Below are 25156 nucleotides of genomic sequence, written 5' to 3'. Positions count from 1 at the left end.
GCGCGGCCCCAGGCAGAGACTCGTAGGTGTGGCCCCCATTGGGCACAGTGAAGGCATGGGCACGGAGATGCTGGGGATCGACATCGGCGGGTCTGGGATCAAGGGGGCGCCGGTCGATCTGTCGGACGGCTCGTTCACCAGGGACCGGTTCCGGGTGGACACGCCGCGGCCGTCCAAACCGAAGCCGATCATCAAGGTCATCCGCGAGATCGTGGAGCATTTCGGGTGGGACGGCCCGGTCGGCGTCACCTATCCCGGGGTGGTGATCGACGGCGTGACGCTGTCGGCGGCGAACGTGTCCAAGCACTGGATCGGGCTGGCCGCGGCGTCCATGATCGCGGACGCGACCGGGCGGGACGTGACGCTGCTCAACGACGCCGACGCCGCCGGGCTCGCCGAGATGCGGCTCGGCGCGGGACGCGGGCGAAGCGGGACGGTCGTGGTGCTCACGCTGGGGACCGGCATCGGCAGCGCCCTGTTCACCGACGGCGTCCTCGTGCCGAACACCGAGTTCGGGCATCTGGAGATCGGCGGGCGGGACGCGGAGGAGCGCGCGTCCGCCAAGGCGCGGGAGGACGAGGGGCTCGGCTGGGAGAAGTGGGCGAAGCGGCTCGGAATCTACATGCGGCATCTGGAGGCGCTGATCTCCCCGTCGCTGATCATCGTGGGCGGCGGGGTGAGCAGGCGGTCCGCGCATTTCGTCCCGCTGATCACGGGGGTGCGGGCGGAGATCGTCCCGGCGCGGCTGGTGAACAACGCGGGCATCGTGGGCGCGGCCATGGCGGCGGCCCGCACGCGGTCCGTTTCTAAGGTCTGAGCCGTACCGTCGCGATCTCCCATGGGCGCAGGGCCAGCGCGGCCGTCCCGTCGTGGACGTCGATCGGCAGGCCGGGACGTCCGCGCAGGTCGACGCGAGTGGCCTCGGTGAAAGGGCCGCGCAGGACGGCGGTCGTGGGCTCGTCCGACTGGGCGACCATCCGGGTCTCGATCCAGCCGTCGCGGGACCGGAGGGAGGTCATGACGACGCCGTCGCCCGAGATCGCGACGCCCTCGCGGGGCGGCGGGGGCGGCGCGGTGGCGGGGCCGTAGCCGGCGGCGGTGAGCAGGTCGTGCCGGTACGCCTCGGCCGCCCGGAGGACGTCGGTGCCTGGACGCTCGGTGCCTGGACGCTGGGCGGCGTACGGCATGATCGCGAAGGTGGCCGTCCGGGTGCCGGGGCACTGGGCCTGCGGGGTCGGGAGCTGCGGGCCGGCGGGCTGGTCGCGGTAGGCGTTGTGGTCGCGGGACAGGTGGCCGATCGAGCGGAGCAGGGTGAGCGCCAGCTCCCGTCCGCCATCGGTGATCTCGTACTCGGTGGCGTGCTCCACGAGGACGGCGAGCCCGCCAGCGGCCACGAATCCGGACGCCGGGTACGTCGGCACGGGACGTTCCCCGAATCCGCCCTCGGCCGTCAGCCCGCGCTCGGTGATCGTGAACTGGCCTTCGGCGAACGACGACGCGGCCTGGTGCGGCAGCGGCAGGTGGAGGCGCACGCGGTGGTCTTCGCAGCGGTTGTCGAACGTGACGCGCAGCCGCAGGAACGGTTCGCCCGCGCGGAGTTCGGCCCGGGTGGTGACGGTGACGTCCTCCTCGGCCGCTGAGCGCGCGTCGCCGTCGAAGTCGCCCGACGCGGGCCAGCGGTACGTCCGGACGATGTCATACGCGGCCAGCAAGGGCCCATCCCAGACGGGTTCGACGTGCACGGACAGCGGGGTCTCGATGAGCCGGTCGGCGGCGGGTGGGGCGTGGTTGTAGGAGTCGCCGAGGTCGCCGCCGTCCACGATCCGGCCGAGGCCGGTGGTGACCTCGCCGGACGGGGTGCGCAGGCCGAGCGTGCCGTCTTCCTGGATCTCCGCGCGCAGCAGGCCGTTGTCCAGGACGTTCTCCGCCGCCGTGACCGGGCCGTCCACACCGACCGGGCCATCTGGCGTGGTCGGGGTCACGGTCGTCAGGCCCAGGGCGGGCACGTCGACCAGCGCGGCGACGGTGCGGCGCGGGTCGGCCAGGATCCGGACGCGCCACTCCCCCGCCGCCCCGCGCAGCGCCTCCCGCACGTCGCCGATGTCGAAGGGGACGTCGGCGCGGGACGTCACGTGGAAGGCGAGCGTGCGGTCGTCCCGTGACACCGTCCAGTCACGGATCTCCTGCCCGAACAGCACCCGCCCGTAGATGCGCTCCAGCACGATGGGCAGGTCGGAGGCCGGATGGACGGCGTCGTCCAGCACCGTCGGCGCGATGTCGAGGGTCTGCACCGGCACGGGACGCCCGTCGCCCGTGACGAGACCCGGCTCCCCGTCCGGCGCCGGGACGTCGACCGTGATCAGGCCGGTGCGAGGCACTGGGGTCGGGTTGAACACCAGGTGCGAGCCAAGAGGCACGGACGCGGCGCGCTCGGCGGTGACGAGGTCGCAGACGGCGCGTCCGAGCTGCTCGGCCTCCGCCATGTGCGCCGCGACCTGCTCGGCGGTCTCGTCGCTGCCGCAGCCGGTCACCGAGTCGTGGCAGCTCGTCTCGATGAGCCGCCGCCACGCCAGGTCGAGGAAGATGCGCGCGTCGCCCGCGTACCAGAGGGCGGTCAGCGGCTCGGCGTAGCGTTCGACGATCCGCTCGGCGCGTCCCAGCAGCTGCTTGAGCCGGACGCGTGCGGAGATCACCCCGGGCAGGATGTTGGCGCGGGCGTGCGACCGCAGCTCGCCCCGGACGCGCGGCAGCCCGTCCACCGACACCGGCTCCCCCGCGAAGTACCCGGCGAGGGTGTCGAGGCGCATGCCGGGCCCGGCGCCGGAGATCCGGTCGGCGAGGTCGGCGGCGGGCGCGGTGTGGTCGGCCCCGTACATGGCCAGCAGCGGCCCGCCGCGCGGATACCAGCGGGCCATCGCCGCCGCGAATCCGGCGGCCCGGTCCGGGAGCAGCGACGCACCGTCCTCCAGCCCCCGCCCACCACCATCCAACGGACGAGCTCCGCTCGACGGCCCGTCGCCGAACTCTTCGAACATCGACGCGGCGTTGCCGTAGCCGCCCTCGGGCAAGTACTGGGTGCGGATGGAAGTCCCATCAGGGGCTTCCCAGGCGAACGCGTGCGTCTGGACGCGGCCCGGGACGCCGCGCCACACGCACGCGTGCTCGATCCCCGCCAGCCTCAGGATCTGCGGCATCTGCGCGCAGTGCCCGAACTGGTCGGGCAGGTAGCCGACCATCATCGCGGCGCCCAGCTCCTCCGCGCGCCGCATCCCGAGCTCCAGGTTCCGGACGATGTTCTCCCCCGAGCACAGGAACTCGTCGTGCAGGATCTGCCAGGGCCCGACGGCCAGCCGTCCCTCGGCGACCAGCGCGGCCACGCGGGCGCGCCGTTCGGGCCGGATCTCCAGGTAGTCGTCGACCGCCGCCATCTGCCCGTCCAGCGTGAAACGCCAGCGCGGGTCGGCGTCCATGTGGTCGAGGACGCCGTCGAGCAGCGACACGAGCCGGAGCCGGAAACGCTGGAACGGCAGGTACCACTCGCGGTCCCAGTGGGTGTGGGGGACGACGACGATCTCCGGAGCCTCGCCCTGCCCCGCGGCCTCTACCCGCACAGTGCGATCACCTCGTTCTCGTGGGTCTCCAGGCGATGCATTCCCGGGCCGTGCGCCGGCATCCGGACTCGGTCGCCCCGGATCGCGGCGCGCCGCCCGTCCGGCCGGACGAGGACGGTCCCGTCCGCGCCGATCGCGATCAGCTCGCCGTCGACGCGCAGCAGGACGGGCTCGTCCGGCCCGGCGGAGATCGACGTCCGGCCGGCCGCGAGACCGCCCAGCACGTCGCCGTCCTCCGCGAGGACCCAGGTGACGGGCTCACCGACCTGCTTGACCTGGTCCGGGTCGTGGAAGTCGCTGCCGCCGAGCGGGACGACGCCGCCGGGACGCCACACGTCCGCCCAGGCCAGCGGCGCGCCCCAGCGCCGGTCCCACCAGCTCGGATGCCAGATCTCGGCGAACCGGGGCCGGGACGCGGACGGCAGCGGGTGGCGCCAGGCGCAGTCCCCGCTCAGCGGATGGTTGATCGACATGAGCCCGCCGCGCGCGTCGGCGAACGCGGCCCAGTCGGCGCTCGGCCGCCGGAAGTCGACCCAGCCGATGTCGCCGAACACGTTCGCGTGCCCGAGGTCGGTGGTGACCTCCTGGCCGGGCAGCAGCGCGATCCCGGCGTGCGCCCCGGCGGCGGGCAGGTGCGGATGGTGGCTGACGGTGTTGTGGTCGGTGACGGCGAGGAAGTCCAGCCCGCGGGACGCGGCGAGGCACGCCAGCTCGTGGACGGTGAGCGTCCCATCGCTGTGGACGGTGTGGGAGTGCAGGTCACCGGCGAGCCATCGCATGCCGTCCGACGCGGGCAGCTCCCGGCGGGGCGGGCGTTCCGGCCGTGGCGGCGGCGGTGTCTCGTCCGTCCTCGGCGGAACCGTCCCGGAAGTGGTGACCCTGACCTCATAGGGGACGCCGTCCGGCGGGATCCGGTGCAGGCCGAGCCAGACGTGCCACGTGCCCGGTTCGATCTCCCCTGGCAGGTATCCGGGCGTCGCCCACTCGGCGCTCACCGTGTACCGGTGCCGCGCCCCACCGGACCAGCCGCGGAACCCGTCCGGGCCGTGGCAGCCCAGGTCGATGACGCCTCCCTCGTAGGACAACTCGACCGTGAGCGAAGCCGTCCCTGGCCGGACGTCGAAGGGCAGCTCGCGGAGCCCTTGTTCCAGGCGGTCCTCCAGGCTCCAACGCCCTCGATGCACCGTCACCGTCATCCGGATCCCCCGTCCTTGATCGTCAGGGAGTGGCTTGTGGCGTCCTGGATCGTGAAGGCGAGCGGAACCGCCTCCCGGTCGGCGACCGCCTCGCGGTCAGGGACCGGCGCTCGGTCACGGGTCCATGAGCTCGGCGGAACGGGAGGCGAACGCGGCCATGGCCTTCGCGGTGATCGGGCCCGGCGCGGCGGGCAGGACCGTTCCGTCCACCGCGCGGATCGGCTGGACGTCGCGGGTCGTGGAGGTCAGGAACGCCTCGTCCGCGCGGTACAGGTCGTCCAGCGCGATGTCCTCCTCCTCGCCGCCGCACCACTCCAGCACCAGCGCGCGCGTCACCCCGGCCAGGCAGCCGGACGGCAGCGGCGGCGTGACGAGCCGCCCGCCGAGGACGACGAAGATGTTCGAGCCCGTCCCCTCGCACAGGTTCCCCACCGTGTTGCCGAAGATCGCCTCACCGCCGCCGCGCTCCCTCGCGTACGCGAGGGCCAGGGCGTTCTCCGCGTAGGACGTGGTCTTGAGCCCGGACAGCGCGCCGCGCTCGTTGCGCACCCACGGCACGACCGTCACGTCCGCCGTCGCCGGGAACGGATCCTGCGGCGCCGCGATGATCGACACCGTCGGCCCGGCGTCGCCGCGCGCCGACCCGAGCGGCCCGGGGCCGCTGGAGCAGGTGATGCGGACGCGGGACAGCGGCCACTTCGGCGCCGCCGCCAGCACTTCGAGGGTGCCCTGGGCGAGGGCGTCGTGGTCGGGCTCGGGCAGGCCGAGGCCGGCCGCGGAACGGGCCAGCCGCCGCAGATGCCGGGTCAGCGCGAACGGCTCCCCATCCGTCGCCTTCACCGTCTCGAAGATCCCGTCGCCGACGAGCATGCCGTGATCGAACACCGACACCGTCGCGCGCTCGGGGTCGACGAGTTCCCCGTTCAGCCAGATCGGGACCTGCGCCGTCACCGGATGCCACCTCCAAAGCCGAGCCGCCCGCGGCCCGGTCTCGCACCGTTTCGCAAAGCGGACCGGCCCCGCGTGATGCCCGCGAGAGCGCCGCGCATGGTGGCCGCGTCCACCCAGCCGATGGGCCCACAGTACGGCCCGCGCCGCCCCGTTTCGAGCCTGCCCCACCCGCCTGGGCCGGATCTCACGGCAGGACGCAACCGAACGAATCGGCCAGCCCCGCCAGCCCCTTCTCCGTCACGGTCAGCGCCCGGCGCGTCGTCCCCCGCTCGAACCAGCCCAGCTCGATCATCCGCGCCGTCAGCGCCGCGCCCAGCGCACCGTTCAGATGCGGGCGACGCTCCGTCCAGTCCAGGCACTGCCATGCGAACCTGCGGCGCGCCTTCCGCAGCGCCGCCACGTCCAGGCCCAGCGCCCCGAACCGCTCCGCGCCCTTCTCGGTCACCTCGAACGCGTCGTCGCCGGCGGCCTCGATGAGCCCGCCGTCCACCAGCGCGGCGAACAACGCGACCCCCGCCTCCCCGGCCAGATGGTCGTAGCACGTCCGCGCCTCGTGCAGCCGCCGCGCGTCCCGCGACTGCCGCAGGCTCCGCACCTCCATCGGCGGGCTGATCCGCGACAGCGCCTCGATCAGCTGCGCGACCTCCCCGCCCCGCAGCCGGTAGTACCGGTGCCGTCCCTGCTTGACCACCGTCACTAGCCCGCCGTCCAGCAGCCGCGCCAGATGCGCGCTCGCGGTCGGCGCGCCGACGCCCGCGACCCGCGCCAGTTCCCCCGCGGCGAGCGGGCGCCCGTCCAGCAGCGCCGTCAGCATCGCCGCCCGCGCCCGGTCCGCCAGCAGCGCCGCGACCGGCGCGAAGTCCGCCCTCAGAACGTGCTCCGTGCCCATGCCCCGACACTAGGCGACGCATCCTTCGTCGCAGGTCGAAGCATCCGGTCGCGAAACCGGTTTGGGGAACCGCCCAGGACGCGCTAAGGTTTTCCCCGTCGCCGCCAAGCGGCGCAAGCGGAAGTGGCTCAGGGGTAGAGCATCACCTTGCCAAGGTGAGGGTCGCGGGTTCAAATCCCGTCTTCCGCTCTGAGGGGCCTTTCAGGCTGTGAACCAGAGGGTCTCCTTCTGGTGGAGTGGCCGAGAGGCGAGGCAACGGCCTGCAAAGCCGTGTACACGGGTTCAAATCCCGTCTCCACCTCGCAAGGGCGATTAGCTCAGTGGGAGAGCGCTACCTTGACACGGTAGAGGCCACTGGTTCAATCCCAGTATCGCCCACCACATCAGCCCAGGTCAGGCCACGAACGCCGACCTGGGCTCTTTCGTTTTGGTGCAGTTGGTCCCGAAATCGGGAGCACGCTGCTCCCGGGCCTCCAGCCTGCGGCTCCCCACCGCAGCAGCGCCCAATCGGCAGCGTTCCGCTGCTAGGCGATCGTGCCCCTGATGGCAGCGCGGGCCGGCCTAGGGCGCGCTGCGCGCCGTGACGTGCGGCCTCTGAGGTGCCCCAGGCTCGTGAAGTCCGTGATCGTTGGCCGGGTCGGCAAGGACGATCAATTGCCCGGCGCGCCCGAGCGGGACGCCGTTGTCGGTGACATTGCCTCACTGGCCGAACAGGGGCAGGATCGCCCGGATGGTCTCGACGACGCCGTAGATCAGCGGGATGCCGACGATGGACCACGAGATGACGAGCCGCGGCAGATCCGCGGCGCCCCTCCCGGTCCGGCCGTCGTCCGGGCCGCGGTCCTCGGTTGCTGCCATTGGTGCGCTCTTCCTTCGGTGTCGGGCCGGAGCGGTCGTCAGGTGGCGGGGCTGGGGTCGGAGACCGAGGGCTCCGCCGCGGACGTGCGATGTCGTTCGGCCACCGGCCGGATGAACAGGTTGGCGGCGAATCCGATCGCGAGAACTCCGACCATGGTGAAGAGGGCGGGCCGGTAGTCGGCGGCCACCAGGGCGCCCGGCTCTCCGCGAGCGTCGAGGAACCGGTTCACGATCAGCGGTCCGGCGATGCCCGCCGCCGACCACGCGGTCAGCAACCGGCCGTGGATGGCACCCACCTGGTAGGTGCCGAACAGGTCCCGCAGGTAGGCCGGGACGGTCGCGAACCCGCCGCCGTAGAAGGAGATGATCAGCGCGGCGAGGGCGATGAAGAACGCGGTGGAGGCGTCGCCGAACAGCGCCAGCAGGACGTAGGCGGCCATCCCGACGCCGAGATAGCCCACGTACGTGGGTTTGCGGCCGATGTAGTCCGAGGTCGAGGACCAGACGAACCTTCCGGCCATGTTGAACATCGACAGCAGCCCGACGAACCCGGCCGCCTCGGTCGCCGACACCGAGGTCGAGGCGCCCGAGCGGAAGAAATCGCTGATCATCGGCCCGGCCTGCTCGAGGATGCCGATGCCCGCGGTGACGTTGCAGAACAGCACCGTCCAGAGCAGCCAGAACTGCGGTGTCCTGATGGCCGACGCCGCCGAGACGCTGTGCGCTGTGACCATCGTCCTGGAGCGTTCCGACGCCGGGTCGAAGCCCGCCGGACGCCATCCCGGGGCGGGGACCCGGACGTTGAACACGCCGAGCATCATCACCAGGAAGTAGGCGGCGCCCAGCGTGACGAAGAGCAGGGCGACGGCCGCGCCGGACGGAGGGGAGCCGTCCGGGTCGTAGAGGGACAGCAGCCTGCGGGACAGCGGCGAGGCGACCAGCGCGCCACCGCCGAATCCCATGATCGCCATGCCCGTCGCCAGCCCGGGCCGGTCCGGGAACCATTTGATCAGCGTCGAGACCGGCGAGATGTAGCCGATGCCCAGGCCGATGCCGCCGATGAACCCGTAGCCGAGGTAGACCAGCCAGAGTTGCCCGGTGGCGATGCCCAGCGCGGCGACGAGGAACCCGGACGCCCAGAAGCAGGCCGCGGTGAACATCGCGCGCCGCGGCCCGACCCGGTCGACCCAGGTGCCCATGACCGCGGCGGAGGCGCCGAGCATGACGATCGCGATGGAGAAGATGACGCCGATCGCGGTGAGGCTGACGTCGAAATGCTCGACGAGGGCGGTCTTGTAGACGCTGGTGGCATACGCCTGGCCGATGCAGAGGTGGACGGCCAGCGCCGCCGGCGGAATCAGCCAGCGGTTGTAGCCCGGTTTCGCGACGGTGTGCCGCTGGTCGAGGAAGGAGAGCGCCACTGCGGGCCTCCAAGTTCGGGGAGCGTGCGGGGGGCGTTGTCTGGTGCCGGACAGGTCGTGAGGCCCCGATACCGAAGAAACATAGACACGAACGTGCTACTAGAACAGTCCTCTGCGCAGTTGAAGTGTTGAGCGTGCCGTCTGTCCGGCACTACCGGGCCGTGCCCTCCAGCAGGAGAAAGATTCGACCAGAGCGGTGCCGATGAGGGCGGTCGCTTCCGGACTGCTGCCGTGCCTGACGCTCCGCTCGCCTATTGCGCGGGCGCAGTCCTGCGCGAGGGCAGCACGTTGACCGAGTGGAAAGCAGGGCGCGGGCCATTCGAGGCAGCCGTCTGGATGAGGTCGAGAGTGCCGTCCGGGGCCACCGCGAACGCGTTGACGATGCTTTCGGTGTAATCGCTGACATACAGATGGCGTCCGTCCACCGAGAACCCGACGCCGATCGGACTGGCCATCGTGACGCGCCGAGGCGTTTCGGTAAGCCTCCCGTCGTCGCCGATCGTGAAACCAAGCACCTGGCCCGCGCGCGCATCCGGGTCGTTACTCTCCACGCCGACCGCGGCGACGTACAGTCCGCGTCCGTCCGGGCTTATCGCGGCGCCCTCCGGGAAGTCGCCGCCGTCGACGGGTGAGCGCGGCACGCGAGTCAGGGTGCCGCCGGAGCCGATGCGGAACCCGTGCACATCGTTCGAGCCCTGGTTCACGACGTACACGAAACGGCCGTCCGGGGTGATGACGGTCTCCGCACCGGAGATCCCGATCTCCTTCCGCGCGACCTCGCGCCCCACGGAGCCGTCCGATCGCAGAGCGAAGCCGGTCATCACGGTCGGCGTGGTGTCGCTTGGCGAGCCGTGGCTGACGTACACGAACCGTCCGTCGGGGGTCACGGCGACACCCTTGGCGGCCTCCGCCCCGGTGTCCACCGGGCGCAGCGGATCGAGCTCGCCCCCTGCCCCGACCGTGAACGGCGACACCATGCGGGTGCCGGAGTTGCTCACGTAGATCGTCTTTCCGTCCGGGGCGATCGCCATCGCGAACGGTCCCGGAGTCTCGACCTCACCGAGACGTTCGAGCGCGCCACCGGGCCCGATCCGGAACCTCACCACCCGGTTGACCAGGGTGTTCGCCAGGTAGGCGAATCGCAGGTCGGGGGTGAAGACCATGCTGCGCGCCCCGCCGCGGTCGCCCAGCGCCACCGCGTCGACCGGCGTCAGGGCGCCGGTGCCGCCGATCGAGAAGCGGGTGACATTGGCGGCGCCGCCGACGTTCGCACTGTTCGTCACGTAGACCGTGCGCCCGCCAGGGGACGCGGCGCTCCGCCACGCGGCCGCCGCGTCGGCCGGTGCGGCCACCGATAAGGGCGCGACCACGGCCGCGGTGGTGAGCAGGCCGATGGCCGCGTCGATCGCCACCCGGCCACGAGCGAGTCGTCGCATGGTGCAACCTCCCATGTGTGTTCATCAAGCCGGCGCACGTCGACGACGCCGTCACACCACACACGTACCACGCGGAGAATCGGTTCAAAAACGCACACATATTCCGCGGTGATGCGGGGCGGAGGACGAAAAGAATTGACTGCGGGCCGGAAGACTCGTGATCATTCGCGGCCGGCGGCTCAGGCGGGAGAAAGCCGGGCGTCGGGTGTCTGGCCGACATGGATTGGGTCCCCAGAACAGGAACGGGACAGCGTCGTGGGTTTCCCAACTTCGGGGCCCAACGGGCGAATTACCTATAGACCGTTGACCAGGGCGGAAAGTCACGCGAGAGCGCGCGCCACTTGATCCCGTTGTCGACCACGCAGCGGATCGCGTGCACGATCTCGCGGCGCGGGTGGGCTTCGGGGCGGCCGCCGGTGGGATCTGACAGGCCGGGACGGGAAGCAGCGGTTCGATCAGTGCCCACTCGGCGGCCGTGGTGTCGGAAGGGTCGCGGCGCCGACGCATGGCAGAGCTCAGGGGTTGCGTGGTCACCGGGCGGCGCCGGCGAGGACCACCATGTCCAGGCCCGCCTTCATGCCGGAGATGTGCTCCAGGGCGAGCCGGGCGAACTCATGACGGAACACGCATCTCCTCGCCACGCGTGCCACGCGGACGGCTCCACGGGTACTACGTCGAACCCGGAAACCGGAATGGCGGATATGGGCATGGCCGTGCCGTCACGCGCGCGGATGTCGTCCTGAACGACGAGGTCATGGGGCGAAGGGCGGCGAGGAAGAGACTCACCCGCGATTGACCGGCTCAGGCCGGGCACCCTGCGCTATTTACTCGGTTCGCGGCCTGGGATACGAGAGGGGACGGAAATGATCAATGCCGATCCCCCGGGAGGTACGGGATGCCGCGCTCTCCGCTCCGGCCAAGGCATGCGACCCGCGTCCTGGCACTCATCATGATCCTGGCTCCGGCGACCGTCCTAGCCGCCGTGCCGGCCGACGCGGACACCGCGACGCCAGCCGCTCCGCCACGGCCGCGGGGGCCGATGGCGCCGGGAGAGTTCAAGGCCCGGCAGGACACCTCCGGCGATCTCGGGCTGCCGGAGCGCGCCCTGGTCAGGGCTTCGGAAGCGGCTGCGAAGGGGCCCAGGCTGCCGGTCGAGTGGCGCTCAGAGGGGCCCGCCAACATCGGCGGCCGGGTCACCGGGATCGCCGTCGATCCCAACCGGCGGGACACCGTCTACATCGGCGCCGCCAGCGGCGGGGTCTGGAAGAGCACCGACCGGGGCACCACCCTGACCTCCGTGTGGCCGCGGCGCAACCCGCAGGCCATCGGCGCGATGGCGGCCGGCTCCGACGGGGCGATCTACGCCGGGACCGGCGAGGCCAACCCCGGCGGCGGCTCCATCACCTACGAGGGCGACGGCGTCTACAAGTCGACGGACGGCGGGCGCTCGTGGACGCGGCTCGGCCTGCGGAACTCCGCCACCATCTCGCTGATCGCCGTCGACCCGGAGAACCCGCGGCGGATCTTCGTGGCCGCGACCGGGTCGCTGTTCCGGCCGGGCGGCGAGCGCGGCGTCTACCGCTCGGAGGACGGCGGCCGTACCTGGACGCTGGTGCTGGCCGGGGCCAACGACACCACCGGCGCCAACAGCGTGGTCATCGACCCGGGGAATCCGCGGCGTGTGTGGGCGTCGATGTGGGACCGCCGGAGGAAGCCCGACCTGCGGCGCTACGGCGGCGTCGGCTCCGGGCTGTTCCGCTCCGACGACGGCGGGAGCACCTGGCGGCGGCTGGAGAACATCGTCACGCCGACGCCCGGCGACGACATCGGGCTCCGGTCCGACCCGCGGCTCGGGCGCATCGGCCTCGGCGTGGCGCCCGGCGATCCGGACCGGGTGTACGTGCTGACCTCCACGTTCAGCCAGTTCGGCGACGTGAAGGGGTTCTATGTCTCCGACGACGGCGGCGGCTCGTTCAGGACCGGCACGCTGCCGGCCAGCGACGTCCCCTTCTGGTGGACCGGCCACCTCTGGGTGGACCCCGCGGACCGCGACCACCTCTACATGCCCTCGGCCAGCCTGCGCGAGTCGGCCGACGCCGGCCGGACGTGGAAGGTCAACCAGGGCATGCACGTCGACCACCACGCGATGGTCTGGGACGCGAAGGTGCCCGGCCGGGTGTACGAGGGCAACGACGGCGGCCTCTACCGTTCCGACGCCAATGGCGCCACGCAGACCTGGATCAAGGCGGCCAGCGAGCCGTACACCCAGTTCTACAGCGTGACCGCCAGCGCGCAGGACGTCACCCGTATGGCGGGCGGCACCCAGGACAACGGCTCGGTGCGCACCTGGAACGGCCCGCGCTGGAACGAGTTCCTCGGCGGCGACGGTGAGGCCAACGTCATCCACCCGCAGAACCACGACATCCTCTACAGCTGCTACCAGTTCGGCGCCTGCTTCCGCTCGGACGACGCCGGCGACACCCTCACCGAGTTGCGCGGGGCGGCGGCCGACCGCTTCAACTGGTTCAGCCCGATCGAGCTGCACCCGGCCGATCCGAGCGTCGTCTACTTCGGCGGCGACCGGCTCAACCGGTCCGCCAACGGGCTCGACTTCACCCCGATCAGCCCCGACCTCACCGGCGGACCCGGCCGCGACGAGGTGTACCCGTTCGGAACCCTCACCACCGTGGCCGCCGCCAAGACCGCCCCGGGCACCGTCGTCGTCGGCTCTGACGACGGCCGCATCTCCCTCACCCGCGACGACGGCGCCCACTGGTCGCAGGCACTGAAGGACCAGCCCTGGGTCACCCGAGTCGAAATCGATCCGCAGAACGCCCGCCGGATGTTCGCCACCCTTTCCGGCTACCGGGCCAACGGCACAGGCGGGCACGTCCTGTACTCCGATGACGGCGGCGACACCTGGCGCGACATCAGCGGCAACCTCCCCGGGGCACCGGCGAACGACATCGTCATCGGCCCGCACGGGCTGCTGCTGATCGCCACCGATGTCGGCGTGTACGCCGGGCCGCCGTCCGGCGGCTTCTGGTTCCGCCTCGGCGACCTCCCGCTGGCCGCGATCACCGACATCGAATTCCAGGCGTCCTCCAGCCGCCTCATCGCCGCCACCTTCGGCCGCGGCATCTACAGCACCCGAGTTCCGCGCGGCCTGGCCGGCAAGGTCCAGGCCGCCGGCCGTCAGACGCCGTAGGCCGCCGCGCCCGTTCGGCCCCGGAGCCCTAGCTCCCTGCCTCTGGAAATCGGGGCGAAGTCCGCCCCGACATCGATTGCGGAGCCGGCGCGCGTCTTCTGCTCGCTCTCATGCAGGGACTCCACGTCCTCGCCTGAGCGGAAACCGAGCCCGTCGACTCACCGACGCCATCGACACCCCCCTCGCCCCGCTGACCGTCCACGGTGGCGCTCCGCAGGCTGACGCTGCCGACGAGCACCCCGCAAACCCCTTGGTCTTAGCCGAGGTCGCGCAGCACCATAGTCCGTACCCAGCCCCGACCAGGTCCAGCCGTCCGGCCGAGCGGGGCCGGCCGCCGCCAGCAGGAGCCGTCTCGCGCGGGCTTTCGCGGACCCGGTCAGCTCGGCGGCGCGCCGGAGGGTCCGTCCCGCGGTGAGGTGACCGCCCGCGTGGCGTGCCAACGCACCGCCGCGCGCCGGCCTCGCGTCCTCTATCGATCCGGCGACACGCGCACACTCCGCCGTCCGCCCACCAGCCCTTCTATGAGCTGCCGCCCATCGTCGACCCCCTGCGGAAGCGCTTCCTGCCAGAATCAAAATTGCTCAGGATCAGAACTCGATGAGAGCCAGAGCAGCCTCTCGTCGAACGAGTACGGGGTTCGTCTTCAGTCCCGCCCCGATGGTCGCCCAACCATTGCCGCTCGCACATCCGGGCAGGCACTGACTTTCCCAGCACCGCAGCGCGAGTCCAATCCCGTGGACGCCCCTTCTCCTGACCCGACTCGTCCAGCACTCCGATGGCAAGGTTGTTGCGGGAGACCAGGGTTTCGGTGATCGAGGCCCAGGGCACGCTCCTTCTCGGAGCAGGGTCCTGTACGGCCCGTGATTTCAAACGCCGATCATCGGGAGGTGAAGTCACCGGTCTTGCCGGTGTGCTCTGCATTGATCCCGTCGCGGCGCAAGCCGCGCCTGGAGAGCCGGGCAGCGATCCGTGAGATTCAGATGAGGGCGTCAGACGTCTCCGGCGTGCTATCGGCCTCCTCGCGAACGGGGGCCTGTTCGTGGCGGGTCAGCAGACCGATCACGATCGCTCCGGCGGCGACGATGGCGGCGCTGATCAGGGTCGTCACTTGTAGTCCTGTGGTGAAGGCGTCCCGTGCGGCATCCAGCATCTCGGGGCCGGCCGGTCCGGGAAGCCGTTCCGCGGTCTCAACGGCGCCGGCGAGACTCTCCCGGGCCGCGCTCTCGGCGGCGGGCGGGACCCCGGTGGGCAGGGAGTCGCTCAGGTCGCTCCGGTAGATCGCCGTTCCCAGGCTGCCGAGCAATGCCAGTCCGGCGGCGAGCCCGAACTCCTGGCCGGTCTCGGAGATCGCCGAGGCCGCGCCGGCCCGCTCCGGGGGTGCCGTGGAGATGATCCGGTCCATTGCCAGGAGGATCCAAGGGCCGAAGCCCAGGCCCATCACGACCAGCCCAAGGATGACCCATGCCAGGCTGCCGGTGCTGATCAGTAGCACGCCGGCCGCGACGACGCCCATGGATCCCGCCAGCACCATCGCCGGGCGGAACCTGCCGACGACCCTCGGTGCGAACTGGGTGCTCAGCAGCACCGAAGCGGCCTGCGGCAGCATCCACAGACCTGCTTCAAGGGGCGACAGGCCCCGGACCAGCTGCAGGTACTGGTTGACGAAGAGCATCACGCCGCCCATCGCGATGAGCCCCACCATCATCGAGGCGAGCGAGACGCTGAAGTTGCGGTAGCGGAACAGCCGTAGATCGATCATCGGGTCGGCCAGGTGCCGCTGTCGACGCACGAAGACCACGCCGAGGGCAAGGCCGGCCACGATGGTCACCGCCACTGTCGCGTCCGTGCCATGGGTGGCGATGCGCTTGATGCCGTAGATGAGCGAGAGCACGGTGCCCAGGGAAAGGACGGCGCTCAGAAGGTCGAGCCGTCCGGCCTCCGGGTCGCGGTACTCGGGCAACAGGAACGGCCCGGCGAGCAGCAGGATCGCCATCACCGGAACGCCCAGCAGGAAGACCGAGCCCCACCAGAAGAACTCCAGAAGCAGCCCGCCGACCAGCGGACCGATCGCGGACCCCACCATGAACCCGCCCATCCATACGGCCAGGGCCTTGGTGCGTTCCGCGTCGTCGGTGAACATGTTGCGGATCAGCGACATGGTCGACGGCATCAACGTCGCTCCCGCCACGCCGAGCAATGCGCGGGACACGATGAGCATCTCGGCGGTGGTGGAGTACGCGGCCAGAAGGGACGCCGCACCGAAGGCGGCCGCGCCGGCCAGCAAGACCTTGCGCCGCCCGATCCGGTCCCCCAGCACCCCCATGCTCACCAGGAATCCCGCGATCATGAAGCCATAGATGTCCAGGATCCACAGCAACTGGTTCGCCGTCGGGCCCAAGTCAGCGCCCAAGTGCGGGACCGCCAGATGCAGCACGGTCATGTCGATCGAGATGAGCAGCGTGGGCAGGGTGAGCACAATCAGCCCGATCCACCGCCTGCGAACGGCCACCATAACCGGTCCTTCCTTCGCTCGGGGGCTCAGCCGTCCGGCCGCGCGCCTACGAGTAAGAAGCCATCAACTGAGCACTCGATTCCGCGAAGTCGCCTGGCTCGGCCGAAGGTCTCGCGCCGGCTCGGTCACGCGGCCTAGGCCGTGTCTCGAAGTAGGTGGAGCCATTCATTGATGGCGGGTGATCTCAACGACGGCCTGGTAGCGGACGGAGAGCTTGTCATGGCGAGTCGCCACGGCCCGGTGCCGCTTGAGACGGTTGATACCGCACTCCACTGCATGGCGGCCGCGGTAGCCGCCTGGGGCGAAGGCCGGCGGGCGGTCGTCCTGGCCGGCGCCGGTCGGTGAAGGTCCACTTACGGTCGACCAGGTTGCGGTGCCATCGGAGGACCGTGGCCGGGTCGACCGGGAAGACCTCGGACCACTGCCGCCGGTTCACCAGCCGCGTCACCGTCGCCGGCCACAGCCGGTCGGCGTGCTCCCACCGCGGCCGACCACGCATCTGCTGGCGCAGCACCTGGTTCTCGTCGCGGAGCACCAACAATTCCGCGTTCTTGGACAGGTCCGCGGGACCCGCATGGATCGGCACGCCACAACTCGCAGACTGCGGCGGCTCGCAGCGGCATCTGTGGTGCGTCTACCGCGGATGGACCCTGCACATGCTCTGGCGCACCTTCGTGACCACCATGCTCGACGCCGGCGTCGACCCCCGCGACGTGCGAATCGCCGCACGCCACACCGACCCACGCACCACCATGTGCTAGGAACGAGCCCGCAACAACCTCGACCGACACCCCCACTGCATCCTCGCCGCCTACACGGCCTCAGGCACCTGAACCAAGGGGCTGCAAGTAGGTACGCGCTGGTCTACCGACGAGCACGTGTTGTGCTTGGTGATCGGTGGTCACCGCGCCGACGGTGGGCAGCCCTCACTCTCAGCCGCCGTCAACACGCTCTATGACGATTGAGTGTCCCGACGACTCGTTTCCCGAACGCTTCGCCGCCGTCGGCCGATGGAGGCTGCCCAACGGGCACCTTGGCGTCATCATCGAAATCCCGGAATGGAAGGCGCAGCTGTGCCTGGTAAGTCGGCTCTAGCCCTCTAGCCCTCTAGCCCGCTGAGCTCTCTTCAGTTCGCCGGTGGGGTGAATTGGCTTGTGGTGAAGGCGGCGCCCTGCGGGTCGCGGACCACCGCGGCGCGGGTCCAGTCGGTGTCCTGGGTGCTCACCACCGTGCCGCCCAGACGCTCGACTTTGGCGACGGTGTCGTCGCGATCGGTAACGGTGAAGGTCACGTGCCAGCCAGGCTGCTCGTCGGCAGCGGCCGCCGTCAGCCAGCCGATCGCATCGGCGAAGCCGGGTGGCGCCTCGATCGCTGCCTGGCGCTCGTGGATGTGAGGATCGACGGTCGCGGCGAGGTGGTCGCCGTAACCTGGTCGCCGGATCATCGCACCGAACCCGATGTCGGTGACCTGCCAGCCGAACACCGCGGTGTAGAAGTCGGCGGCCCCTGCGGGATCGGCCGAGTGGAGATCGCTGAAGTTCCAGGTGCCGGGTGCGTTGGTCAGCTGGGCACCTGGGCGGTTGCGGGCTTCCCATAGCCGAAACGGCACGCCGCCGGGGTCCTCGCACAGCGCCAGCCGTCCGCCATCGCCGGCCGTTGTCGGAGGAAGGACGACACGCCCACCCGCTGCGGTCACCTGAGCCGCGGTCCGGTTCGCGTCGTCGACCGCGACGTAGGTGTTCCAACCTCCGCTGCCGGGCACGGCGGCATCGGCACGCTCGGCGAGCCCGGCGACATCCCGGCCATCGAGCTGCGCGACGACGTACTGCAAACCTCCACCCCCGACCCTCAGGAACGTCCACCCGAAAAGGCCGCTGTAGAACTCACGGGCGGCGGCGAGGTCGGGATGCTCGACATCGATCCACGAGGTGACTCCCGCCGGGTAGGTCCGCTGCGCGTCGTGCCGCATCTCCATGACAGCGACCCTAGGACACATTCAGGTCAGATGACGTCCGCAATAATCCAAGACGCTGCAGGTCTCAGTGCCGATTCACAGTCTCGAGCCCTACAGGGCTGGCTTCGGGGGCAGGCGGGGCTGGAGGCGGCGTGCTCGTCCACCATGACCGGATGACGCTGATCCGTCCGGCACGGCGTGGTTGCCCGATGCGGCGTATCCTTCGTCCGTGGAACTGCGCTTCGGGACGCGCCGGTCCGACTCGCCGTGGGTCGACGCCGTCTGGACCTGCACGAGCGAGCAGGTCACGGCCAGCCGCCCAAGCCGACACTTGGGCAGGCACACGCCACCACCGGGCAGCAGGTCACGCAGCAACGCGTAAAAGCTGGTTCGTCGTACGCACCGGTGTGGGTGCGGACGTAGTCGGCGGTGGTCCGGGTCTTGCGCAGGATGAGGGCGGGGGTCATCGGGTCTTCGCCTCCCATGCTCTGGTTGTCGTTCGGTGGACCGTGGCGGTGACGGTGATCGGCGGCGGCCGTTGGCGCCGCGGGAGACTCCGGGTCAGAACCCGCCGAGGCCGTGGTCATGGGTGGTGCGGGGCGCTGCCGTCGGCTGATGCCCGGCCTGGGTGGCTTGGGTGGCTTGGGTGGCTTGGTGGGCGTGGATGGCGACGTCGACTGAGGCGTAGATGGGAAAGACCCGGGTGAGCTGGGTGTCCCGCAGGACGACGCGGACGCCGCGGTTGACACCGGCGAGAGTGACCGAGCCGTGGCGGGCTTGCAGGTGGTTGTGCAGTGCGAGCAGGACACCGAGCCCGCCTGAGTCGATCAAGGGGACCGCGCGCAGGTCCAGGATCAGATGGCGGGCGCCGGAGGCGACCAGGCGGGCCAGGTTCTCGCGCAGGTGGGCGCTGGTGGCCACGTCGATCTCACCGGCCAGGACCACCACTGCCAGGTCCAGGTGACGGCGGTGTGTGATGGTCAAGTGCATGGCGCTCCTCCCTCCCGTCCCCGCGCTCGGACTGCACCGCACCCTTGGCTCGCACGGCGCCCCGGATCGTGCGTTCAGGGTGGAGCAGCCGCGCTACCCGGGCCGCTCAGCTCGTTCAGCCGGCGGGCGAGTTCGTCGCGTTCGCGGGTCACCTCGGCCAGCGCATGCTGGAGCTCGAAAATGCGGCGAATGGCAGGCAGGGTCATGCCCTCGCCCACCATGCCGACGACCTGCTGGATGCGGCCGATCTCATACCGGGAGTAGCGGCGCTGCCCGCCCGCCGAGCGTTGCGGGGACACGACCTGGTGGTCGTCGATGCGGCGCAGGAACGCCTGCTGCACGTGCAGCATGTCGGCGACCTGCCCCACGGTGAACAGAGCCGCGTGCTCGTCGTCCATGGGCAGCGTCACAGGCCCCTCCCTTCGTTCATGACCCTTCAGGCGCGACCGGTTGCCGGGTGACTGGTGTAGCCGCGCCGACCGGTCGGGAAGGCGGGCGGCCCCGCTCGGCGAGCCGGCGCTGTGACCCTGAACGCCGATGCTCGCCGAGGCGGGGCCGTACGCCGGCTCGCCGCTACTGGCAGTGGCCGCCGGCTCATGCGCGGCGAGCCGGAGACCAGCAGGCTCAAGCCTGGATGGACTTGTGGTTGTCGCCGCTCTGCTGGATGGCGACCTTGCGGGGCCGGGCCTTTTCCAGCACCGGGATCCGCACGGCCAGCACGCCGTTGTTGTAGGCGGCCTCGATCTTGTCGGCGTCCAGGTGGTCGGATAGGTAGACGCGGCGGGTGAAGGAGCCCATCGGCCGTTCGCGGACGAACACCCGCTCGTCCTCGCCGAACTCCTCCTCGCGCCGCGCGGTCACCGACAGGACACCGCGGTCGACGGTGACCTCGATCGAGCCGGGGTCGATGCCGGGCAGGTCGAACCGCAGGACGACGTCGTCGGCGCGGCGGATGCCGTCCATCGGCATGCTCGTGCCGTTGGCGTGCCCGGTGACCTGGCGGACGGCCCGGTCGAACTGGCGCTCGAACTCCTGCACGAAGGGGTCGATCGACGTCAGCAGCATCGTTGCTTCACCTCCGAAGATCCCCGGGTTCTCCAAGCCCGGGGCATGTGGGCCGAACAAGAAGGAAACTTGCAACTCAAAGTATAAGTATCTGCTCTTCGTCGTGTCAACCCACCGCCGCGGGCCGCCCGCCGTCTCCCTGACAGAGATGCGTACTGACCTGCACATCCGGCACGCGCCTTCCTGCTTGACGAGGTGTTCCACCGGATCGCATGAACCACTACGCCGGGCCCGCCAGAGGAGGATCAAGGCCCGCGACAACGCCCTGGTCTTCAAGACGACATTGGATACCTTTAACTGCACTTGGCAGTTTCTTGAGCCTGAGTTCGCAGAGCTGATCTGCGCCGACGGCCCGTGGCTAGGCGAGGAAGCTCCAGGAGAACGGACGTGCACCACCCGCTACACCTTCTGGCGTCGTGGTCGTTCGTCTAATCCCGTCCAATTTCGTTCCGCCGGTTCTCTGGACGGCCGGACGCATATTCGATGTGCGGGGGTCTCCTCGGGGCGGAGGCAACGGGGGCTGGATGTTCATACACGGGGGTAACGTGAGCGGACGCAACGGGGAATCGGAGATATCCGTCAGGGTGCTGGGTCCATTCCAGGTGGCGGTGAACGGACGTGCGGTGTCCTTGACGGCGGGCAGGCTGCGGGCCCTGCTGGCGGTGCTGGCGCTCTCGTCAGGGCATACGGCCTCGGTCGATCACCTGGCGGCGGCATTGTGGACGGACGGGGATCGGCCGGGCAACGTCCGGCGGAGTGTGCAGACCTATGTCGCGCGGCTGAGGAACGCGCTGGGCGCGGAGTCGATCGGTTCGTCCCCGAATGGATATGTCCTGCGCACCGAGCCTGAACAGGTCGACGCGCTCCGGTTCACCGAGATGCTGCGCAAGGCCGATGCGGCGGCGGACGCCACGGTGGAGCGGATGTGGCTCGGGGAGGCGCTCGCGCTGTGGCGGGGGGAGCCTTTCGAGGGGGTGCCGTCCGCCCGGCTTGAGGAGTCGGAAGCCTCCTGGCTGCTCGAGCGCTACCTGACCGCGCTGGAGCGGCGATTCGACCTGGATCTGGCGGCCGGCCGGCACTTCGAGTTGATCGCGGAACTCAGTGAGGTGGCCGGACGGTATCCGTTGCGAGAGCCGTTGTGGATGCGGCTGCTCATCGCTCTCGGCCTGGCCGGACGCCGCGCCGAGGCGCTGGCGCGGTACGAGACGATCCGTCTCCGGCTGGCGGCCGAACTGGGCGTGGACCCCGATCCGTCCCTGCAGCGGGTGCACGCCGATCTGCTGGTGCGGATGCCGCCGCGCCCGGCGCATATCCCATTGGCGGGCACGCCGTGATGATGTTCGGAATCGCATTCCACTCGACCGTCATGATCGGTCAGAATACTGGCCATGGTCTCCGGGGAAGACGACAGCGGCGGCGAGACGAGGGAGCAGGTAACGGTCGGTTCCCTTCCGCTTTCGTCCGGTGAGGTCGAGTGCCCTTACCAGGGGCTCGCTCCTTTCGAGGCCGACCGGGCGGATCTATTCTTCGGACGCGTCCAGGCGACCCGCGATCTCCTTGACCGGCTGGCACCGCGCCTGGAAGGGCAGGGGACCATCCTGCTCGTCTCGGGTGCTTCCGGTGTGGGCAAGTCGTCGCTGCTGAGGGCGGGCCTGATCCCGGCATTAGCGAAAGGCGCGCCGCCGCTCAAGGAATCAGCGGATTGGCCACGGCTGATCGTCACTCCGACCTCCGTTCCGCTGCGTGCTCTGGCCGAGGCATGGACGCGGACGTTCGGTGGCGATCCCGGTGAGACGCACCAGCGCCTTCTGGACGATCCCCATGAAGTCTTCTCCGGCGCCGATCGCCTCATCCTGGTCGTCGACCAGTTCGAAGAACTGTTCACCCTGGTCACCGACGAGGCGGCGCGGCAGGCCTACGTCCGCGCCCTGCACGCGCTGGCCGCCGGGCCCGCGGCCGCCGGAGTGGTCATCGGCCTCCGCGCCGACTACTGGGACCGGTGCGCCGCCTACCCCCGGTTCGCCCACGCCATCCAGGACGGCCAGGTCATCGTCGAGCCGATGGACGAGGACGACCTGCGGCTGGCGATCACCGGCCCGGCCGCCGCCACCGGCCTGGAGATCGAACCCGGCCTGGTCGAGACCATCCTGGGCGAGCTCCGCGCGGACCGCGGCGGCGACCGGTACGAGGCGGGCGTGCTGCCGCTGCTGTCCCAGGCGCTGCGGAACACCTGGGACAGGCGGGAGGACGGCCGCCTGACCGTCCGCGGCTACGAGGAGTCCGGCAGGGTCCGCGACGCCGTGCGCCGCACGGCCGAGGACGTGCTGGAGACGCTGGCACCGGGCGACCGCAAGACGGCACTGCGGATCTTCCGCCGCATGACGCTGATCACGGCGGGCGGGCGGCTGGCGCGGCGTCGCGTGACGCTGCGCGAGCTCCACACCGCCGCGTCCGGCGACACCGAGGAGCATCGGGTGGCGGTGGACGCGCTGGTGTCGGCGTTCGCCGGCCGGCGGCTGCTCACCCTGCACGAGGACGCCGCCGAAATCTCGCACGACGCGCTCCTCACCTCCTGGCCCAGGCTCCGGCAGTGGATCGAGCCCGATCTGACCGCGCAGCGCGTGTACGACCAGCTGATCGATGACGCCGAGGCGTGGGCCGAGCAGTACCGCGACCCGGACATGCTGTACCGGGGCGCCCGCCTCCTGTCCGTCCAGGACAGCGAGCGCCGATGGGAACGCGACCCGGGCAGCTTCCCGCCCCCCGGGCCCACCGTGACCGCGTTCCTGGCGGCCTCCACCTCGGCGGCACGGCGGGCCGGTCGGCGCCGCCGCCTGATCATGGCCTCGCTGGCGGGCCTGACCGTGCTGGCCGTGGCCGCCGCGGGCATCGCCGTCAGGGCCGCCGACCGCGCCGACGCCCAGCGCAGGGTGGCCGTTTCCCGCCAGCTGCTGATGCAGAGCGAGATCGAGCAGGATCCCGCCGTCTCCGCGCTGCTGGCCGTCACCGCGTGGCGGATCGCCCCCTCCGCCGAGGCCCGGCACCGCCTGCTCGCCGCGGCGACGCGCACGGAACGGGGCGCCCTCCCCCCTCAGGGCGGGAAGGTCACCGAGCTGACCTTCAGCCCGGACGGGAAGATCATCGCCACCGGGACCGTCGACGGGTCCGTGCGGCTGTGGGACGCGGCGTCCCGCCGGCGGCGGGGCGCCCCGATCGTCCACGACGGCGATGACTGCGCGACGGGAATGCACGCGGCCTTCAGCCCGGACAGAAAGACTCTGGCGACGGGCTGCTTCACGACGATCCGCTTCTGGGACGTCGCCACGCACCGTCCCCTCAGCGGCCCGCTGAGCATGGGCGAGGAGAGCGCCGGGTTCACCGCGTCCGTGCGATCGATGGCGTTCAGCCCTGACGGCAGGCTCCTCGCGACGCCGAGCTATGAAGGCACGATCACTCTCTGGGACGTCCCGGGCCGGCGGCGGCTCTCCCCCGTCATCGGCCGTCCGTCCAGCGACGCCGGCAAGGGCATCAACGCGGTGGCCTTCAGCCCGGACGGAAAGCGCCTCTACACCGCCGGCGCCGACGACACCGCGCGGGCATGGGACACCGCCACGCACCGCCAGATCGGCGACGATTTCACCGGTCACACGGATGACGTCGTCGGCATGTCCCTCAGCCCGGACGGCAGGACGCTCGCCACCGCCGGCGACTCGACCGTCCGGTTGTGGGACACCGCGACCCGGCGCCAGATCGGGCCGCCTCTCCGGGACACCCGGGAGGGCCGCCCTTTCAGAGGGGTCGCCTTCAACCCGGACGGGACGAGGCTCCTGACTTCCGGCGAGAACGGCCAGATCCGGCTCTGGGACTTCCCCGGCCGCCGTCCGGTCGGGCCGCCGCTCAACGAGCAGCGGATCTATGGCGAGAAGGTCGCGTTCAGCCCCGCTGGAAGGCTCGTCGCGGCCACGGATCTGGACGACTCGGTGCGGCTCTGGGACCCGGTGCCGCACCGGCAGATCGGCCATTCGATCCCGGCCATGTCCGATGTCCGGTTCAGCCCGGACGGCGCGACGCTCGCCGCCCCCGGTCCCGGGCTCAGACCCGAATCGAAGGCCGCCGACCGCGCCGTCCGGATATGGGACGCGGCCACCCAGCAGCCGATCGGCCGTCCGCTGTACCCGAGCGGCGTCCCGGACACCGTGTTCACCGAGGTGGGATTCGGGCCGGACGGGAAAGGGCTCGCCACGGTCGGCAACAACGCGGTGTGGCTGTGGGAGACGTCCACGCAACGTCAGATCGGCCCGCCCGTTCTCACCGACAAGCGCAACTGGCGGGCGAGCTTCAGCCCCGACCTGCGGTTGCTGGCCATCAGGGCAGAGCGCTCCCTCGTCTTCTGGGACGTAGCGCAGCGGCGTGAATCCGGGCAGGGGATCACGATTCCCGAACACACCGAGTCCATCACGGCGCTCTCGTTCAGCCCCGACGGGCGAATCCTGGCCACGGCCAGCCCGGAGGACCGCACCGTACGCTTCTTCGACACGGCCACCCGCCGCCAGATCGGCGCGCCGCTGAACGGCGCGATCGACAGCGGCGTCAGCCATGACGTGGCCTTCAGCCCCGACGGAGAGACGCTGGCCGTCACCTCCCCCAACGGAACGGTGCGGCTCTGGGACGTGGCGCGTCGCCGGCAGATCGGGAGCACCTTGACCGGCCACACCGGCAACGTCTACGCGGCCGCGTTCAGCCCCGACGGAACCACGCTGGCGACCGGGTCGGCGGACAAGACCGTTCGGCTGTGGGACGTGGCGACCCAACGCCAGATAGGCGCCCCGCTGACGGGCCACACGGACTACGTGCACGTCCTCGACTACGCGCCGGACGGGACCCGGCTCGCCGCCGTCGACACCGACGGCACCGCGCGGATCTGGCATGTGGCCATGCCGGCGGACCCGGCCGCCGCGGCCTGCGCGGCCGCGGGCCGTTCCTTCACTCGGGGCGAATGGAACCGGTATGTGCCGGGGGAAAAGTTCCAGCGCGTGTGCCGATGACACGACCGCCACTTCACGGA

General features: G+C 70.8%; 17 protein-coding genes, 3 tRNA genes and 1 pseudogene. 8 read left to right on the top strand and 13 right to left on the bottom strand.

Annotated elements, in window-relative coordinates; translation table 11 throughout:
• The first annotated feature begins 55 nt into the window (after positions 1-55).
• Entirely contained in the window at positions 56-817 is a 762-nt protein-coding gene (ppgK, locus tag ACH34S_RS20455; RefSeq protein WP_395954282.1) for a polyphosphate--glucose phosphotransferase, read from the top strand.
• On the opposite strand, the gene ACH34S_RS20450 is transcribed toward ppgK, so the two are convergent.
• From ACH34S_RS20450 to ACH34S_RS20435, 4 genes are all read right to left on the bottom strand, one after another.
• Positions 807-3611 (bottom strand): alpha-mannosidase, encoded by a 2805-nt coding sequence (locus ACH34S_RS20450; protein WP_395954281.1) that lies wholly within the window; start codon positions 3609-3611, stop codon positions 807-809. The two genes, ppgK and ACH34S_RS20450, sit on opposite strands and share 11 nt — an antisense overlap.
• Complete coding sequence (locus tag ACH34S_RS20445; protein WP_395954280.1) at positions 3602-4807, bottom strand: CehA/McbA family metallohydrolase; 1206 nt, start codon at positions 4805-4807, stop codon at positions 3602-3604. Before ACH34S_RS20445 ends, ACH34S_RS20450 begins: the two co-directional genes overlap by 10 nt.
• A 114-nt stretch (positions 4808-4921) precedes the next feature.
• Positions 4922-5758, bottom strand: coding sequence for an aminotransferase class IV (locus tag ACH34S_RS20440; protein WP_395954279.1), 837 nt, complete (start codon positions 5756-5758; stop codon positions 4922-4924).
• 184 nt (positions 5759-5942) lie between these two features.
• Positions 5943-6647, bottom strand: a complete 705-nt coding sequence (locus ACH34S_RS20435; protein WP_395954278.1) for an ArsR/SmtB family transcription factor — start codon at positions 6645-6647, stop codon at positions 5943-5945.
• Between the two features lie 117 nt (positions 6648-6764).
• Between ACH34S_RS20435 and ACH34S_RS20430 the strand changes: the two genes are divergently transcribed.
• From ACH34S_RS20430 to ACH34S_RS20420, 3 genes are all read left to right on the top strand, one after another.
• Positions 6765-6836, top strand: a tRNA-Gly gene (locus ACH34S_RS20430).
• Between the two features lie 41 nt (positions 6837-6877).
• Positions 6878-6948 (top strand) — tRNA-Cys (locus tag ACH34S_RS20425).
• A gap of 5 nt (positions 6949-6953) precedes the next feature.
• Positions 6954-7028: transfer RNA gene (locus ACH34S_RS20420), tRNA-Val, on the top strand.
• 318 nt (positions 7029-7346) lie between these two features.
• On the opposite strand, the gene ACH34S_RS20415 is transcribed toward ACH34S_RS20420, so the two are convergent.
• The 4 genes and pseudogenes from ACH34S_RS20415 to ACH34S_RS20400 form a co-directional block, all read right to left on the bottom strand.
• Entirely contained in the window at positions 7347-7505 is a 159-nt protein-coding gene (locus tag ACH34S_RS20415) for a hypothetical protein (RefSeq protein ID WP_395954277.1), read from the bottom strand.
• A gap of 38 nt (positions 7506-7543) precedes the next feature.
• Entirely contained in the window at positions 7544-8926 is a 1383-nt protein-coding gene (locus ACH34S_RS20410) for an OFA family MFS transporter (protein ID WP_395954276.1), read from the bottom strand.
• A 251-nt stretch (positions 8927-9177) separates the two neighbouring features.
• Positions 9178-10338 carry a lactonase family protein gene (locus ACH34S_RS20405; protein WP_395954275.1) on the bottom strand — a complete coding sequence of 387 codons (1161 nt, stop codon included), beginning with the start codon at positions 10336-10338 and terminating at the stop codon, positions 9178-9180.
• Between the two features lie 316 nt (positions 10339-10654).
• Positions 10655-10869, bottom strand: a pseudogene (locus ACH34S_RS20400) (transposase); the annotation flags it as partial.
• Between the two features lie 388 nt (positions 10870-11257).
• Here ACH34S_RS20400 and ACH34S_RS20395 point away from each other — a divergent pair.
• The gene (locus ACH34S_RS20395; protein WP_395954274.1) at positions 11258-13570 is read left to right on the top strand and encodes a WD40/YVTN/BNR-like repeat-containing protein; all 2313 of its coding nucleotides are present in this window, start codon (positions 11258-11260) and stop codon (positions 13568-13570) included.
• A 976-nt stretch (positions 13571-14546) separates the two neighbouring features.
• On the opposite strand, the gene ACH34S_RS20390 is transcribed toward ACH34S_RS20395, so the two are convergent.
• Positions 14547-16082 (bottom strand): MFS transporter, encoded by a 1536-nt coding sequence (locus ACH34S_RS20390; RefSeq protein WP_395954273.1) that lies wholly within the window; start codon positions 16080-16082, stop codon positions 14547-14549.
• Between the two features lie 389 nt (positions 16083-16471).
• On the opposite strand from ACH34S_RS20390, the gene ACH34S_RS20385 reads away from it, so the two are divergent.
• Complete coding sequence (locus ACH34S_RS20385) at positions 16472-16843, top strand: hypothetical protein (protein ID WP_395954272.1); 372 nt, start codon at positions 16472-16474, stop codon at positions 16841-16843.
• 365 nt (positions 16844-17208) lie between these two features.
• On the opposite strand, the gene ACH34S_RS20380 is transcribed toward ACH34S_RS20385, so the two are convergent.
• The 4 genes from ACH34S_RS20380 to ACH34S_RS20365 form a co-directional block, all read right to left on the bottom strand.
• On the bottom strand, positions 17209-18057 hold the full coding sequence (locus ACH34S_RS20380; protein ID WP_395954271.1) for a VOC family protein: 849 nt from the start codon (positions 18055-18057) through the stop codon (positions 17209-17211).
• Between the two features lie 540 nt (positions 18058-18597).
• A complete protein-coding gene (locus tag ACH34S_RS20375; protein WP_395954270.1) occupies positions 18598-19020 on the bottom strand; it encodes an STAS domain-containing protein in 423 nt (140 codons plus the stop codon).
• Between the two features lie 80 nt (positions 19021-19100).
• Positions 19101-19436 carry a MerR family transcriptional regulator gene (locus tag ACH34S_RS20370; RefSeq protein ID WP_395954269.1) on the bottom strand — a complete coding sequence of 112 codons (336 nt, stop codon included), beginning with the start codon at positions 19434-19436 and terminating at the stop codon, positions 19101-19103.
• Between the two features lie 214 nt (positions 19437-19650).
• Entirely contained in the window at positions 19651-20091 is a 441-nt protein-coding gene (locus ACH34S_RS20365; protein ID WP_395954268.1) for an Hsp20/alpha crystallin family protein, read from the bottom strand.
• Between the two features lie 623 nt (positions 20092-20714).
• Between ACH34S_RS20365 and ACH34S_RS20360 the strand changes: the two genes are divergently transcribed.
• Together ACH34S_RS20360 and ACH34S_RS20355 are read left to right on the top strand one after the other, a co-directional pair.
• The gene (locus ACH34S_RS20360) at positions 20715-21425 is read left to right on the top strand and encodes a BTAD domain-containing putative transcriptional regulator (RefSeq protein WP_395954267.1); all 711 of its coding nucleotides are present in this window, start codon (positions 20715-20717) and stop codon (positions 21423-21425) included.
• Between the two features lie 54 nt (positions 21426-21479).
• Positions 21480-25136: a hypothetical protein gene (locus ACH34S_RS20355; RefSeq protein WP_395954266.1), complete on the top strand. Its 3657-nt coding sequence runs from the start codon at positions 21480-21482 to the stop codon at positions 25134-25136.
• Positions 25137-25156: the final 20 nt, after the last annotated feature.

It is taken from the genome of Actinomadura sp. 3N508, assembly GCF_044326375.1.
Classification (GTDB): Bacteria; Actinomycetota; Actinomycetes; order Streptosporangiales; family Streptosporangiaceae; genus Spirillospora.
The sequence above is the reverse complement of the archived record's forward strand: the minus strand, read 5'-3'. Positions and strand labels throughout refer to the sequence as shown.